A 16,714-nucleotide genomic window follows, 5' to 3' on the forward strand; every position below is an offset into this window, starting at 1 on the left:
CTTACTCCACAAAACGGCCTTTGATGGCAAACAAACCTTGTGGACGTTTTTGAATAAACAAAATCACAAGAACCAGTAGAATAATTTTCGCTAAGACTGCACCCATGCCGATTTCCAGCACTGTGCCACTGACACCTAGACCTAAAGCCGCCAATACTGCGCCCCATACTTGGCCAACACCGCCAACCACAACCACCAAGAACGCATCGATAATATAGTTTTGTCCTAGGTCAGGACCGACATTGCCGACTTGTGCTAAGGCACAGCCTGCCAGACCTGCAAGCCCCGAACCTAAACCAAAAGCCATCATGTCAATGCGGCTAGAACGGATACCTACGGCCTGTGCCATTTGACGGTTTTGCGTCACGGCACGAACAAATAAACCAAAGCGGGTTTTATTCAGCAAGTAAACCAGTAATAGGAGTACCGCAACGGTAAAGCCAATAATGGCAATACGGTTATAAGGCAGCATCAGACTCGGTGTCACAGCAATGCCCCCTGACAGCCATGAAATATTCGACACCTCAACGTTCTGCGCACCAAAAACCATGCGCACCACTTGCATTAAAATTAAGCTCACACCAAAGGTGGCTAATAGTGTTTCCAATTGACGGCCATACAAGGGACGAATAACAGTACGTTCAATCAACATGCCGATCAAAGCACTTACAATAAATGCAGCAGGAATCGCGGCAATCAAGTACCAATCGACATAGCTACTGAGATAACTCTTAAACAGGCTTTGCACCACATAAGTGGTATAGGCCCCGATCATGATCAGTTCACCATGCGCCATGTTAATCACGCCTAGCAGACCATACGTAATGGCTAAGCCCAACGCCGCCAGTAGTAAAATACTGGCCGTGCTGAGACCTGAAAAGACATGTCCAGTCCATTCACTGGCCTGAATACGAGTTTTAATATTGCTCTTGGCTTCTGTCAGTGCGGCTTTTAACTCGGGATGCAGGTTGGCTTGTTGTAATTCCTGTTCCACCATCGCCAACACATCGGGACGGTTAGAATCTTGCAGCACTTTGGCCGCCTGTATTTTTTGTAAAACATCAGGGTTTTGATAATCCAAGCGTGCTTTGAGCTGCGCTAAACGGGCTTTAACTTTGTTATTTTTTTCATTTAAATACAATTGATTAATATTTTTAACATCCAACTCAGCCAAGTTATTTTCTAAAATATCAATTGCATCCAAACGTTGGTTTAAATCATCCGATTGCAGCTTTTCTTTCGCTTGCGCAAACGTTAAGGCTTTACGAAGGGTATTCACCAAGGTGACTTGAGATAAATCGGCAGGCCAATCCGTCACGGTTTGCAAATCAGGATAGCTCAATAATTTTTCGTCAGTTTCTAAAATATAGGTTTGACCGCTTTGACCACTATATAACTGGTCTTTTTCGACCAATGCGGCCAACTGATCTAAGGATTCAATATCGCCCGGCCATTGATTCAGTAAACTGCGGCGCTCGGTAAAACTACCGCGAACAAATTGCTGAATGGCGTCACCTTGCTGCACAGATTGCACCGTAGGCACGACATTCGCTGCAGTTTCTGCATGCACGATTTGCAGACAGAATAATTGGCTCAGGAATAGAAAAAGGATCGGGAAATTGCGTAATTTTTTCATCTTATAAGCATCCCTATTGAGTAATAGAACAACCCCATCTAGGGATCACATCAAAACATGCCCACTACACAATGGCAGTAGGCATTTGGATTGAATTATTTCGGGATGTACGGGCTCCATGGCTCTGCAGCAATGGTTTTTGCGGTTTTGTGCACCACATCAAACTGACCATCGGCACGGATCTGACCAATCATGACTGGTTTATGCAAATGATGGTTCGACGCATCCATTTGCAAGGTATAGCCCGATGGCGCTTTAAATTCTTGGCCGGCCATAGCTTCACGCACTTTATCGACATCTGTGCTTCCTGCTTTTTCTACCGCTTGTTTCCACATATTGATGCCGACATAGGTAGCCTCCATCGGGTCATTGGTCACAAATTTATCGGCATTTGGCAGTTTGTATTCCACGGCATACTGCTTCATTTTATTGGTGAATTCAGTATTCACTGGATTTTTCACCGACATGAAGTAGTTCCACGACGCCAAGTGTCCGACCAGCGGCTTGGTATCGATACCGCGTAATTCCTCTTCACCCACAGAGAACGCCATCACTGGAATATCCGCAGCTTTGATGCCTTGGTTGCCCAATTCACGATAGAACGGCACATTTGAATCGCCGTTAATGGTCGAGATCACAGCAGTCTTTTTCCCTGCCGCAAACTTCTTCACATTGCCCACAATGGTTTGATAGTTGCTATGACCAAATGGGGTATATTCTTCCATGATGTCTGCATCGGCAATGCCTTTCGACTTCAAAAATGCACGTAAGATTTTGTTGGTGGTACGTGGGTAAACATAGTCTGTGCCCAATAGTACAAAGCGTTCTGCCTTACCACCCTCTTCACTCATCAGATATTCAACAGCAGGAATCGCTTGCTGATTCGGTGCTGCACCTGTGTAGAAAATATTTTTAGACTGTTCCTGACCTTCATACTGAACAGGGTAGAACAATAAGCCATTTAATTCTTCAACCACGGGTAAAACCGACTTACGAGATACCGACGTCCAGCAACCAAAAATCACGGCTACTTTGTCTTGGGTAATCAACTGACGGGTTTTTTCCGCAAATAGTGGCCAGTCCGATGCCGGATCCACCACCACAGGTTCTAGTTTTTTGCCCAATACCCCGCCATTGGCATTAATTTCATTAATCGCCATCAAGGCCGTATCTTTTAGAGAAGTTTCTGAGATCGCCATCGTGCCTGACAGCGAATGTAAGATCCCGACTTTAATAGTATCGCCACTTGCTGCAGCGGCTTTTGGTTCTGATGTAGCGCTTTCTGTTTTTTCTTCTGCAGGTTTTGAACAGCCCGTTAAAGCAATCGCCCCAGTCATCGTTGCCGCTAAAATACTTTTAGCAAATACATTGCGTTGAAACATTATTCACACTCCCAACCTAAGCTTGTAATTCACATTTTTAAAATGCATTTGTTGTCTTTCATCACAACAGAGCAATTCAATAACTGTGCCAAGCCTTATTTTTTATTTTGATTGAGTGCTTTTATTTATTTTTAAATGTTATTTTTCAAATAGTTACAATCATAAAATTTGCTTTTAATTTTTTATGGGTCGATTCAAAAATCGTAAAATCACCGCAAAGATGCATACAAACTTGTATCCAACATTTGACCTATAATTGAACAATTTTGCGACGTTTTTCAAAAAACACGGTGTTTTGGCACACAAATCATGCAGCTTTTCCTAAATTTGAAGCAAAAAAAAACCACTTGCGTGGTTTTTTCCTTGTTGCAATTTTAAACCGCTAAATCGGCCAAATTACCCTTCTGTTCCAACCAATATTTACGGTCTGAAGAGCGCTTCTTCGCCAATAATTTGTCGAGCAAACCTGAAGTAAACTGTACGTCATCCAAGTCCAGTTGCACTAAACGACGTGTATCGGGATCCATAGTCGTTTCACGCAGCTGACTCGCGTTCATCTCGCCCAATCCTTTAAATCGTGTGATTTGAGGATTTTTGGTTTTACATTTCTTTAAGATGCTTTCTAGTTCATCTTCATCCAAGGCATAGTGCACATCTTTATTGTCATCTATACGGAACAGCGGTGGCATCGCCACAAACAGATGTCCTTCCTCAACCAAAGTATGGAAATGTTTGACGAACAATGCACAGAGTAACGTTGCAATGTGCAAACCATCTGAGTCGGCATCGGCCAAGATACAAATCTTGCCATAACGTAGTTCTGACAAGTCATCACTGCCCGGATCTACACCAATCGCAATCGCAATATCATGTACTTCTTGCGATGCCAAAACTTCGTCTGATGACACTTCCCAAGTATTTAAAATCTTACCACGGATTGGCATGATCGCTTGGAAGTTCTTATCACGTGCTTGTTTGGCAGAACCACCTGCAGAATCCCCTTCCACAATAAACAGTTCTGATTCTTCGAGGGTATGGCCCACACAGTCAGCCAGTTTACCCGGCAAAGCTGGACCTGAAACGATCTTTTTACGTTCAACTTTTTTCGCAGCTTTTAAACGGCGACCAGCCTTAGCAATCACCATTTCAGCCAGTTGCATAGCAATATCGGAGTTTTGATTCAGCCACAGTGCAAAAGCATCTTTGGCAATATTTAACACCACACCAGAGGCTTCACGGCTTGAAAGTCGTTCTTTGGTCTGACCTGAGAATTGTGGCTCTTGGAATTTCAAAGACAGAATAAAGTTGACGCCATCCCAGACATCTTCGGCAGATAGCTTCATATTCCGTGGCAATAAATTCCGTAATTCACAGAATTCACGAATCGCATCTGTCACACCCGAACGTAAACCATTGACATGGGTACCGCCTTGCGCAGTCGGGATGAGGTTGACATACGACTCTTGAATGGACTCACCACCTTCCACATTCCAACAAATCGCAAACTCAGCGCTGGCACGCTCTGCCTCACCGGTCGCCACAAATGCAGGGGCAGGAACGATGTCACGGTCTTGCAGTTCATCCATCAAATAGTCAACCAGACCATTTTCAAACTGCCATTCAATTTTTTCGTTATTGATTTGATCGACATAAATGATTTGTAGACCGGCTGCCAATACTGCTTTGGCTTTTAAATTATGTTTAAGTGCTTTTAAGGCAAATTTAGGAGAGTCAAAATATTTCGCTTCAGGCCAAAAATGCACGGTTGTTCCAGTCGCACGTTTGGCACATTTACCTTCTAAAACTTCCAGTGGCGCAACTGGCTCACCGTGTTCAAAGGCCATTTTATACAGGTTGCCATGACGTTGAACTTCCACCTCAACACGGTTGGACAATGCGTTGACGACAGAAATCCCCACACCATGCAGACCACCTGAAAATTGATAATTGTCTGTGCTGAATTTACCGCCGGCATGTAGTTTGGTCAGAATGATTTCAATCCCGCTTTGACCATACTCAGGATGGATGTCAACTGGCATCCCACGACCATTATCTTCAACTGACAATGAGCCATCTTTATACACTGTCACGGTAATTTTATTGGCATGTCCTGCAAGCGCTTCATCGACGGCGTTATCTATCACTTCCTGCGCCAAATGGTTTGGTCGTGTAGTGTCTGTATACATCCCCGGACGACGACGTACCGGATCTAGGCCAGATAAAACTTCAAGTGATTGAGCCGTATATTGCGTCACGTTGCAAAATTCCCTGCATTTTTGGTTAAAACATTTCTTCAAGCGCTACAGTATATGCTTTTTTATTAAAATGCATATCTCTTGCGATCAGCCGCCATTTTCTTAAACAATTTAAACGTCAAATGATGTCGTAACTGCCCATTTTTTGTATGTTGGATCTAGCTTTTCAGCATTTGGATTGGATCATTTTATTTAGGCATATTTTTGACAGCATCGGACAAAAACTGCAAGAGCATCGGTATTTTTTCTGCAAAATCATCCATGCCATGCGTTCCACCCACCTCAGTGATCAGCATAGCCGTGCCGGCTTGAACCGCACTATAAAAACTAGTGGCATCACGATAATCCAAGGTTTCATCACCTTGTTGGAGCAAGACCAACAGTTGATCTGCATTTTCAACCTTAGATACCGCCAAAGCCTGCATTTGATTGAGCTGTGCATCATCCAAGCACCACGTTTTAGTCACCTGATAGGGCAATGCCGTCTCGCCAAATAAATCACGAAATAAATGCCAAGGACGTACCGCGGGATTAATCAACACAGCAGGCACATGGTACTTCGCCATTAACTGTGTGGCATAGAAGCCGCCTAAACTGCTACCGACCAAAACCACATTATCCAAACCTTCAATCAGCTCTGACATCTGCTGCATTACCTGTAGCGGTGGCATATTCAAATCTGGCAAATGCACGTGCACACCATTTAAGTCTGCGCAATGGCGCCGCAGTATCTGTCCTTTCACTGAATTTGAGTTACTTTGAAAACCATGCAAATACACAATATTCATCATTTTGATTCCAAATTGATCTTTAAATTGCTTTAAAAGTGGCATATAAGTGCTAACTGCGTCACATTTTCTAAATTTGAATTTTTAGTAAAATTGTCAGACAAAAGGCATTCACCGACAGGTCTGTTATCGGTATTGTAAAAGCTGTTCGTGAGAATTTTATAAAATAAACAATGAAACTTCAGGCTATTCCAGTAATAAATACAATCGAGGAATAGCATTGAATGTAAGGATAGGAACATTATGCCTAGCTTAACACCATTGCATGAAACCTATTGTAAATGGGACCGCACACCACCCAGTCAAGCTGATGTTCTGGAAGGTTTGGCACAGCTCGTGACAATGCGTTTTAGTGATGTCGTGCATGACTTGATCAAAAACATTCAACGTGAAATTTTAATCAGTATTTTTGGAATGAGCGAACAAGGCTCGAAAGCCTTTCATAAGCAGCCGACCATTGCACGGATTTACGAATTTTCTTACAACACCTTTTTCAATTATGGCAATTATTTACTCGCACCAACGCTGCGTAGCATTATTGAAAAATTCCCACGCTTACACGACAAACCGCTCACGCCGTCTTTACATTTTTTAGTGGGCGCGCTGAATGGGGTCTTGGGCGACTATTTACTGAAATATCACAACCCGATGGCCTTACCCATGGTGGTTTACGACCATTATGGTGCGGTACAAAAAGGCGAATTAACCGGTCGTATTACCCTGTTGATTCATGGGCTCTGCATGAATCATCTGTCATGGTCGACAGCCAAATATGGCGGCATTGGTGAAAAATTACTGTCACAACGTGACCACAACACCATGCTGTATTTAAATTACAACACGGGTCGTCGTATTTCGACCAATGGCCGCAGCCTAGCCAATACATTAGAAGATTTGGTCCGTCGCAACCCCGGTATTACCAGTATCGACTTAATTGGTCATAGTATGGGGGGCTTAGTGTCCCGTAGTGCCATTTTTTATGGCAAACAAAATATGTATCAATGGATTCATCAGGTTGAAAATCTAGTCTGCTTGGGCTCACCACATCATGGTGCGGTACTTGAACGTGTCGGATTTCATCTGCAAGATCAATTGGGGCGTTTCCCCTTGGTCAAAATCGTGGGCCACGTGGTGAATATCCGTAGTAACGGCATTTTAGATTTGCGCTATGGCAGCGTGCGTGATGATGATTGGGAACATAATGATGTCCGTATTGGACTCATGGACGACAACCGTAAACCAGCCCCGATTCCATCACATATCAATACATACCTCGTGGCAGGGACCATCGAATATGAACATCGTCGCAATAAAACGCGACATGTGATTGGAGATTACTTGGTCAGTGTGAAAAGTGCATTGGGGGAACATCCAAATGCACGATATCAACTGAAAGTGCCAGATTCACATAAAGCGATTTTTTATGGACTAAACCATTTTGAAATTCAGCATCACCCGCAAGTGGCCGAGCAAATCGTGCATTGGTTCTATCCAAACAATGACGATAAAGCTTGTGATCATATCTATGAATTTATGATGGACTTGGAAAGTATGGAAGGCATTGCCCTAACCTAACGCAATTTTCCCTCCCATGCAGACTCGTATAAAAAAAGCCCTCAACTGAGGGCTTTTTTAGTATCACTGAATTAAAATTTATCACGTAAACGTGGCACTGGTTTGCTTGGGTATTTACGCAATAACTGCCAAAGACTAAGCAAAGTTAAGACTGCAAAAAACACCAATGACCAAACCGGTAAGGATTGTCCCAAGAAGGTCCAATCCACTTTGGCACATTCACCAGAGCCGGTCAGTACTTGCTCAAAGACCGATTTTAAAGGCAGCGTTTCTACCCAATAATCTAGTCCCGGGCCACAGCTCGGTACTTTGTCTGGCGGTAAGTTTTGCAGCCAAATATGACGCGCAGCCACCCCAGCAGACCATAGAATTGATAGTGTCCCCAACAATGCGTAAATGCGTTTACCCCAATTCGATGCTGGATTGTGAATCAATGCAATCAATGAAATGATGCCGAGTCCAATCAAACCAATACGTTGGAATACGCATAACGGACAAGGTTCTAAGCCTTGTACATGTTCTAAAAACAGCGCAAAAGACATACCGATCACGCTGGTTAAAAACAACAAACCACTCACGAAGCGGAAACTCCATTTCATGGTAAATCCTCTTAAAATTTTTTATCTGAAGTTTTTCAAATATTCTTCAAAACTCAAGGTACAGTCTTGCTCAAGTTCAGCCTGTTTTTCTAAAGACTGCTCAGCAGCTTGTGCAAAGTATGCTGCAGTTTCAGGGCTCAAGACATGCTGCTCATACACTTCAGCATGTTGTAAGGCCATAAAGCTACCAAAGCCCCAAGTTCCACCTTGTTCTAAAGTATCGCTAATCATACGTGCCGACAATGTTTCATCGACTTCATCGATGCGTGATTGCATCACAGCCATTGCCTGAGTGTAAATATCTGTATTGTAAGAATCATCCAGCAATTCAGCCAACGGTTGCATCGCAACAACATGTGTACGACACCATGTTTCAATTGGAATCGCTTGCCCTTGCTGTAAAATCACTGCATTTGGCGCACGACCACGGTTCACTACTTCCGCCTGATTTTTCTCAATTTCATTTTGTTCGGCATCTAACAACGCTGGACTGTCTTGCAATAAACAGTACAAAGCCACCACTTCGAGCAAGCCTGCCGTGTCTTCATTGATCCCAATCGGGCTATAAGGATTGACATCTACCGCGCGTAATTCAACATAACCTACGCCACGATTTTGCAGGGCTTCAGACGGTGTTTCACCATCCTGCGGCACTTGTTTCGGACGAACCAAACTGTAGTATTCATTTTCAATTTGCAACACATGGTCATTAATTTGAATCGGTTCACCCTGTTCATCATTTAAACCTAAATGACTAAATGCGGCATACGGGGTATGCACCGCTTTTTGCAAACCTTCCAAATATGCCTGAATATCGTTGTAGTGAATCCCTAACTGTTTTTGTGCTGAATTTTGATAGCCAAAATTTCCCATACGCAGCGCCGTTGCATAGGGTAAAAATAGCGTGCCTTTTAAGAGCGGTAACAGCTGATGTTCACGTCCAGTCATAAAACATTTACACACCGACGGGCTCGCTCCAACCAAAAACATTACCAATGGCGTTAAACGAATAAAATTACGGATCAGGCCAAAATAACGATGACTGCGATAATCCTGTAAGCTCAATGCCTTGAGGGCATCGTCAGTTTCGTGTTGTTGCAGTGCTTCAAAGAAATGATCTGGGAAGGATAAATTATAATGCACCCCTGAAATGGTCTGCATCCGGCGACCATAGCGCACCCCTAAACCACGACGATACAAGGTTTTAAAACGTCCTATATTCGAGCTGCCATATTGCGCTAAACGAATACTGTCTTCGTCTTTATCCAACATGCACGGCATCGACAACGGCCAAAGTTTTTCGCCATGTTCCAAATGCGTATGCGCAACAGCATGTATATCTTGCAGATAGTTCAACGCCTCTGTAATGGTTTCTTTTGGCGGCGTGATAAATTCCATTAAAGCTTCAGAATAGTCTGTCGTGATATGCGGATGAGTCAAAGCCGCACCCAAAGCTTGGGGATGGTCGGCCTGAGACAAGAAACCGTTGCTTTGCATACGTAAGCTTTCACGCTCAATACCGCGCAACATTCCTTTAATCAGCGAAGAATCTACCCAAGTCGGTAAAATGTCTTGAGAGGTCGATTCGGGTTGACTCATTGCTATCTCGCTTAAATGGAAGAAACTACTAAAATAAAATCATCAGTTTATATCAGTATAACGCGATTTGAAGTGGGCATATGACCCACTGTATAGTTTTGAGACAAACCGTGATTTTATTTTGGCAATTTTTTATCACAAACTTACTCTATATGACATTTGAAATTTGTGATTTTATAAACAAATATATGCTAATAATGCTTAAAACTTATGAATTATCAAGATATTCTCGAATTTTGGTTTAACCCAGAAAATCAGCCCAATTGGTTCGCTAAAAGCAATAATTTTGATGTTTTAATCGAAAAAAGTTTAAAGACATCCATCAAGCAGCCAGTCAAGCAGAACTATGGCAATGGCGTACTAATGCCGAAGGTCGCTTGGCTGAAATTATTGTTTTAGATCAATTTTCTCGAAATTTATTCCGTGATTCTGGCTTGGCTTTTGCCCAAGATGCGCTGGCTTTGGCACTTGCCCAAGAAGCCATCGCACAGGGTTTAGACCTACAATTAAGTCCTGAACAGCGCTCATTTTTATATATGCCCTTTATGCATAGCGAATCGACAAAAATCCATCAAAGCGCGTTAAAATTATTTGAGCAACTAGGCAATCCGATAAACTTAGAATTTGAAAAAAAGCATAAAGTGATTATCGATCGATTTGGACGTTACCCTCATCGCAATTTGGTATTGGGCAGAACATCCACAGCAGAGGAATTGGAATTTTTAACCCAGCCCAATTCTAGCTTTTAATTGACGGCTTTTGGCCAGTATCTCCCCTTGCCAAGAACCGACTGAACAGGAGTATGCGCATGAACAAACTCATTATCGCAGCAGCCATGACCGCAGCACTCGGTTTGACTGGCTGTGCCACAACCCCATCAAAACCTTTGACCTTTGAACAACTCGGTCAATATTCTGCGACACCATTAAATGCGCAAAGCTATCGTATTAGCTTTCAAGCTAGACCCAATATGAGCTATGGTACTGCCGAAGAAATCACCTTGGTTAAAGCCGCTCAAACCACCCTACACAATGGCTTTCAATATTTTAAAGTCATGGATGATCCGAGTAATCGGAGTCAAAAACCGCCGCGCCAAGCGGTGATTTACCCAGACCCAATGCCTTATCCATATGGCTATTACCGTCGCCATCCTGGTTTTTGGCCAGGCCCGTTTTATGACGTTCCACAGGTGGTCACACTCGATCCAACTCAAGTTTCCTACAGTATTACTTGCTATAAAGATCGTGCCAAAGCCCCTCAGGATGCCTTTGATGCTCGCTTGATTTTGCAATCACTCGGGGCTAAATATGGTTTAGACAGCCAAGGAAATCCTTTGCCTGTAGCCGCTGAGCCTACCACCAAATAAGTCAACCCATAGAGACCCGATCATTGATGAACCCAACTGAACAGCCTGCTGTTTCACCTAGTCTGCAACGCAGTAAACGCTTCGCCACCATTGCTTTGGTGGTGGCGGTGCTGGCGTGGATTGCATTGATGATCGCAGCTAAATTGCTGCCCGAATATGTTTGGCTCATTCATATTTTGATGCTTTCAGCAGAAGCTGGCGTGGTTGGTGGTTTGGCAGACTGGTATGCGATAACCGTTTTATTTCGCAATCCCTTTGGTCGTATTCCGATTCCCAAATTTTTACGTGACCACACTGAAATTATTCCACGCAATAAAGCACGCATTGCCGAGTCGATGGGCCGCTTTGTTCAGGAAAATTTTCTTTCACCTCAAGTGGTTGAAAAAAGCTTAGCGGAGACGGATCTCTCACTTGCCGTCGGGAAATGGTTGGCCAATCCGCACAATAATGCGCAAGTGACCCAAGTCATTCAGCAAACGGTCCCGAAAATTTTCGAATTTGTCGGTCAGGAACAAATTGGACGCTTTATCCAAAATAATAGCGTGCAATGGGTGCGCAATACGCAAGTCAACCATCTTGCCAGTGAAATGCTGCGGGCAGTTTTAGAAAATGATTTCCATCAAGACGTCCTGCAACGTGGACTAGATTTAGCCCATGATTGGATGTTACAGCACCCCGAACAAACTCGTGATTTATCTCGTCAATTGTTTAAAGAACTCGGGGTTTGGAAGCTCGCCAAAGGTGCGAGCTGGATTGGTATTGATGTACAGCAGCGAACCATTGATTCACTGGTCAGTCGTGTCGAGTCCATGCTTGCCGACCATGAACATCCGTGGCGCCGTAAAATCGAAGACATGGCACAGCAGCTCATGCAGCAACTGGCGGACAATCAGAGTGTTGCCAGCCAACGCCTAAACAGCACCAAAGATGCCATGCTCGATAGTCCACAAATGTTGAATTTTATCAGTGGTGCAGTGGTGATTTTATGCGACGCGATTCGTTCTGATTTAGAAAAGCCCAACTCAGGCATTGCACAAAACCTACGCGTCGCCATTCAACAAGTGGGCGAAAATATTGTCTCTAATGTCGCTGTACGCCAATTGCTGAATGAGAAAATGAGTGATATTGCCATCAATCTCTCCGACCAATACAGTGAAAAAGTCATTCGGTTTATCAGTGAACGTATACACGAATGGGACTCACGTGAAATGATCGATAAGATCGAAAACGAAGTCGGTGGCGACCTGCATATGATCCGAGTCAATGGTGTCGTGGTCGGCGGTTTTATTGGCCTTGCACTGGGAATTATTCGTGCCTGTGTAGAATGGCTGCTTTAGCCGCCCGCTACAGTCCTTCTCACAGGAGATTGGCCGCAGGTTTGAGCTTTATGCGTAGAACCGTTAAACTTTGCCGATCTGAAAATTTAATAGAACAATAAAATCTATGCATTTACCTGCCATCTATACACTACCTTTCATTCTAATCATCAGTAGCTTAAGCGCTTGCCAGACCCTTTCCAAAACCAGTAGCACAGTCAGTGACAAAGTGATGGGCATGCTCGGTAAAGAAAAAGCCCCTGAAATCGATAAAAAAGGCACGGTCGATATCAGCAAAAGTACCCAACAACAGTTAGAAACCCTACTGACCAATATGCCGAAAAATCAGTGGGTCTATATTGAAAATGATCAACAAGGTACGTCTACCCTCAAAAATAAATCGGCAGATAATTTCACCTTGAGCCTCAAATTGAATTGCAAAATCAGCACTCAGCGCCCTACTTTCAGTTTAAGCAATGCAGATGGCCAAGAGATCCTAAAAGCACATGACACGAATGTGGGGCAAATTCAAATTTTGCTCGACAATAAAAACTTTGGAAATCCGTTTGAGACAGCCCATCAGCAAAAGTTCCAAAGCTTTAAAACCGCTGTCGCTCAGGCCAAAGTCATTAAAGTGTTTAATTCCTCAAAACTCTATACCTTCCAAAACAACAAAGCCGAGTTACTCTCTAAAGCGGTGAGTTGTCGCGATAGCTTATAAATATTCAAGGCAAAATGCAGTAAGTCACCGTTTTACTCAACTGTGACTTACATGCAGGCTTATTTTGCAGGTGGCTGTGGCCCTGACATATCAACCAACAGGCCTGTAAATTTTCGAACAAACGGCAATAAAATCAGCACAATGGGAAAAGCAATTGCCCAAGAAATCATCCAATTATGCAGCCATAGAGTCAGAAAACCCTCAAACCAACCTAAATTTCTGAGCATATTAATAAACGAAATAATACCGCTCATGAGACAGGATAAAATAAACGGCACGATAATCAGCGCCCAGCGTGCAGCTAACTTCGGCACATTGCCAAAAATTTTAGGGGTGGGTTGTGACATGTCCATATACTCAAGCAGTGATCCTGAATCGCTAAACCACTTATATCGTTTTACTTCGATATAAGCAATGCTTCACTTTTATCGAATATTTTTTATTCGCAACAAATGGGTTCACCTAAAGAGCCTGAAATTTGCTATATTTACCGTTTTTCTGCGACATTTATTTTTCGACTGATTATGAATACGGCAATACAAGCAGCGCTCGATCATGCAGTGCAATCCCTTCAAGCTGAAGGTGTACTCCCAACTGACTGGAACAATACTAGCAATTTGACCCGAACCAAAGACCGAAGCCACGGTGACTTTGCGTCAAACATTGCCATGATTGCCTCTAAAGCTGCAGGTATGAAGCCGCGTGATTTAGCCGAAAAAATTCTGGCAAATCTTCCAGAAGTCGCAGATATCAGCAAAGCAGAAATTGCAGGTCCTGGCTTTATTAACTTCTTTTTAAATGCTGACCAACGTTTTGCTGTCTTAGACCAAATTCAAGCTCAGAAAGATCAGTTCGGTCGCACTCAGGCCAATGCTGAAAAACGTGTTCAAGTGGAATTCGTTTCAGCCAACCCAACGTCTAGCCTACACGTGGGTCATGGTCGTGGCGCAGCTTACGGTATGACCGTTGCCAATCTTCTTGAAGCAACAGGTGCTAAAGTTGACCGTGAATACTATGTCAACGATGCTGGCCGTCAAATGGATATCTTGGCGACATCGACTTACTTGCGTTATTTAGAATTGACCGGTCAACAACTGGTCTTCCCTAAAAATGCATACCAAGGCGACTACGTTAAAGAAATCGCACAAAGCATTATCGACAAAGATGGCGATGCTTATGTACGCCCTGTTGCCGACATCTACAAAGATGTTCCAGAAGATGTGCAATATGCCGCTGAACTCGATAGCGAAGGCAATAAAGTCGTTGTTTCAGGCGATAAAGAAAAACACATTGATGGCCTAATTCATAATTCACAAAACCATTTGGCTGCGGGTTACCGTGTGTTCCATCAAGCTGCGCTGAAAGCCATTCTTGATGACATTAAAGATGACCTCGGTGAATTTGGCGTGACTTTCAATCAATGGTTCAGCGAAGCAACCTTGACTGAAAAAATTGATGAAGCATTACAAATGCTCGATCAACGTGGTTTCTTATACGAAAAAGATGGCAACATCTGGTTCAAATCAACTGATTTTGGTGATGAAAAAGACCGTGTTGTGAAACGTCGTAATGGTCAAACTACATACTTCGCATCCGACATTGCTTATCACTTAAATAAACTACAACGCGGCTATACCGATATCATTGATATTTGGGGTTCAGACCACCACGGTTATATTGCACGTGTGAAAGCAGCGATTGATGCGCTTGGCTATGATTCTAAAAAATTGACGGTGCTTTTGGTTCAATTTGTGAGCCTATGGCGTGGCGGCGAGATGGTTCAAATGTCATCTCGTTCAGGTCAATTCGTGACTTTACGCGACTTACGTAAAGAAGTAGGCAACGATGCTGCTCGTTTCTACTATGTCATGCGTAAATCAGAACAACACATTGACTTCGACTTAGACCTTGCTGTGTCTCAAAGTAAAGACAATGCGGTGTACTACATCCAATACGCACACGCACGTATCTGCCGTATGCTCGAAAAAGCGGCTGCGACAGACGTTCAATTCTCTGCTGAAGCTGCACGTCAATTTGCAGCTAAACTTGAGTTAGAAGCTGAAACTGAAGTTCTTGCTAAACTTGCGGCTTACCCTGAAATTGTGGTTCGTGCAGCAAACAGCTATGAACCACACCAAGTGGGTAACTACTTGAAAGAATTAGCGGCGTTGTTCCATGGTTGGTACAACGAAAATAAAGTCTTGGGTGATAATGCAGAACTGACTCAAGCGCGCTTATTACTGTCTGTAAACGTACAGCAAGTTTTACGCAATGGTCTTGAATTATTGGGTGTGAGTGCGCCTGAAAGCATGTAAGCAACCCTTTATGTTGCGAGCACAATAGAAATTCATCGGCATCGCCCATGCACAAACACAGCGCATGGGTTTAAGCGTCATCAATTGCATTGTGCTAAAAAGAATCCTTTTCAATACAGGCTCGAAATGAGCCTGTATTTCGTTTATATTCAGCAATATGTCCGTGTCATCTTGGCTGTGCTGAAATTGTGAAAATTAAACAAATTCCTGATGACACTCATGTAATATATAACAATCAAGACTTGCTACTTTGGGCTGCCCCAAAGTGGTTCGTGACAATTAAAATTAAATGAGGTTTCCACGTGTTTGGAAAAACGCAGCGCGGTGTATCTGATCGGCCAAATAAGCCTAAAAATCCATTGATTCCAGCATGGCTAGGTACACTTGTCATCATTTTAATCGTGTTGAGTTTCTTAGTTGCGCTCATGCTTTGGAAACCTTGGGAGCCTGTGAAGCCAAAAGGTCAAATTACCTCTGAACACTACCAAGAAGAAACCAATAAAGACTATCGTTTCTACGACCTATTGCCTCAGCAACAAGTGACGCCAATTCCTGAACAAGCTGTTCCAGAAACCGAAAATAAAGAAACGGTGGTGATTGTTGATGCACCAGAACAAAAGCCAGTTGAAACCACAGAGCTTGGACTAGAAACCACAGAAACTGCGCCTGTTGCTGCAAGTTATATTCTGCAAGTGCGCAGTTATGATGATCCTGATCAAGCCGATGCACGACGTGCTGAAATTATTTTGAACGGTTTATCTGCCGATGTGATTCAAAGTAATGAAAACGGCAAAGTTTGGTATCGCGTTGTGTCTGGCCCCTATGATTCACAAGAAGCTGCTGTGATTGCACAGCAAACTTTACGTCATAGCAGTATCGACTCGATTGTCGTAAAACGCTAAATTTTGAAATTAAAAAAAAGCGCCTGATGGCGCTTTTTTTTATTCATTCCTTTAATAAAGGGAGGTTAGAAGGGATTCTTTTTTGAATACATCAGCTTAGCTCAAAAACCTCTCCCTAACCCTCTCCTAAAGGGCATAGGTATCTACACAAATCCCAAGTTTTGGGTTAAATTGAAGAGCATGCTCTTCAATTTAATATCTCCCATCTTGATACACGTCTCGTCAGACGATACAACGCCCTCGTAAAGCTTAATATGAAT

General features: G+C 43.2%; 13 protein-coding genes and 1 pseudogene. 7 read left to right on the forward strand and 7 right to left on the reverse strand.

Going from position 1 to position 16,714, the window contains the following annotated elements; translation table 11 throughout:
* Position 1: 1 nt before the first annotated feature.
* The 4 genes from urtB to FTT88_RS13520 all read right to left on the reverse strand — a co-directional run bounded on the left by urtB (position 2) and on the right by FTT88_RS13520 (position 6,061).
* A complete protein-coding gene (urtB, locus tag FTT88_RS13505; RefSeq protein ID WP_180066484.1) occupies positions 2-1,636 on the reverse strand; it encodes an urea ABC transporter permease subunit UrtB in 1,635 nt (544 codons plus the stop codon).
* A 95-nt stretch (positions 1,637-1,731) separates the two neighbouring features.
* Complete coding sequence (gene urtA / locus FTT88_RS13510; RefSeq protein ID WP_180004371.1) at positions 1,732-3,018, reverse strand: urea ABC transporter substrate-binding protein; 1,287 nt, start codon at positions 3,016-3,018, stop codon at positions 1,732-1,734.
* A gap of 374 nt (positions 3,019-3,392) precedes the next feature.
* Positions 3,393-5,273 carry a DNA topoisomerase IV subunit B gene (gene parE, locus FTT88_RS13515; protein WP_180008637.1) on the reverse strand — a complete coding sequence of 627 codons (1,881 nt, stop codon included), beginning with the start codon at positions 5,271-5,273 and terminating at the stop codon, positions 3,393-3,395.
* A 188-nt stretch (positions 5,274-5,461) separates the two neighbouring features.
* The gene (locus FTT88_RS13520) at positions 5,462-6,061 is read right to left on the reverse strand and encodes a YqiA/YcfP family alpha/beta fold hydrolase (RefSeq protein WP_180022348.1); all 600 of its coding nucleotides are present in this window, start codon (positions 6,059-6,061) and stop codon (positions 5,462-5,464) included.
* A 243-nt stretch (positions 6,062-6,304) separates the two neighbouring features.
* Between FTT88_RS13520 and FTT88_RS13525 the strand changes: the two genes are divergently transcribed.
* Positions 6,305-7,636 carry an alpha/beta hydrolase gene (locus tag FTT88_RS13525; protein ID WP_180025879.1) on the forward strand — a complete coding sequence of 444 codons (1,332 nt, stop codon included), beginning with the start codon at positions 6,305-6,307 and terminating at the stop codon, positions 7,634-7,636.
* Between the two features lie 71 nt (positions 7,637-7,707).
* On the opposite strand, the gene FTT88_RS13530 is transcribed toward FTT88_RS13525, so the two are convergent.
* Positions 7,708-8,235 (reverse strand): disulfide bond formation protein B, encoded by a 528-nt coding sequence (locus FTT88_RS13530; RefSeq protein WP_180174005.1) that lies wholly within the window; start codon positions 8,233-8,235, stop codon positions 7,708-7,710.
* Between the two features lie 21 nt (positions 8,236-8,256).
* Complete coding sequence (gene gshA / locus FTT88_RS13535) at positions 8,257-9,834, reverse strand: glutamate--cysteine ligase (protein ID WP_180174006.1); 1,578 nt, start codon at positions 9,832-9,834, stop codon at positions 8,257-8,259.
* Between the two features lie 210 nt (positions 9,835-10,044).
* Here gshA and FTT88_RS13540 point away from each other — a divergent pair.
* From FTT88_RS13540 to FTT88_RS13555, 4 genes and pseudogenes are all read left to right on the forward strand, one after another.
* Positions 10,045-10,583: pseudogene (locus FTT88_RS13540) on the forward strand (DUF924 family protein).
* Positions 10,584-10,642: 59 nt separating this feature from the next.
* Positions 10,643-11,200, forward strand: coding sequence for a hypothetical protein (locus tag FTT88_RS13545; protein ID WP_180174007.1), 558 nt, complete (start codon positions 10,643-10,645; stop codon positions 11,198-11,200).
* A gap of 26 nt (positions 11,201-11,226) precedes the next feature.
* Positions 11,227-12,537 (forward strand): DUF445 domain-containing protein, encoded by a 1,311-nt coding sequence (locus FTT88_RS13550; RefSeq protein ID WP_180022347.1) that lies wholly within the window; start codon positions 11,227-11,229, stop codon positions 12,535-12,537.
* Between the two features lie 106 nt (positions 12,538-12,643).
* Entirely contained in the window at positions 12,644-13,237 is a 594-nt protein-coding gene (locus FTT88_RS13555; protein ID WP_180174008.1) for a hypothetical protein, read from the forward strand.
* Between the two features lie 59 nt (positions 13,238-13,296).
* On the opposite strand, the gene FTT88_RS13560 is transcribed toward FTT88_RS13555, so the two are convergent.
* The gene (locus tag FTT88_RS13560) at positions 13,297-13,584 is read right to left on the reverse strand and encodes a DUF2798 domain-containing protein (RefSeq protein WP_372491143.1); all 288 of its coding nucleotides are present in this window, start codon (positions 13,582-13,584) and stop codon (positions 13,297-13,299) included.
* A gap of 177 nt (positions 13,585-13,761) precedes the next feature.
* Between FTT88_RS13560 and argS the strand changes: the two genes are divergently transcribed.
* Both argS and FTT88_RS13570 read left to right on the forward strand, forming a co-directional pair.
* Positions 13,762-15,552 (forward strand): arginine--tRNA ligase, encoded by a 1,791-nt coding sequence (argS, locus tag FTT88_RS13565; RefSeq protein WP_180174009.1) that lies wholly within the window; start codon positions 13,762-13,764, stop codon positions 15,550-15,552.
* Positions 15,553-15,854: 302 nt separating this feature from the next.
* A complete protein-coding gene (locus FTT88_RS13570) occupies positions 15,855-16,454 on the forward strand; it encodes an SPOR domain-containing protein (protein ID WP_180124472.1) in 600 nt (199 codons plus the stop codon).
* Positions 16,455-16,714: the final 260 nt, after the last annotated feature.

Source organism: Acinetobacter sp. YH01024 (assembly GCF_013420195.1).
GTDB lineage: Bacteria > Pseudomonadota > Gammaproteobacteria > Pseudomonadales > Moraxellaceae > Acinetobacter > Acinetobacter amyesii.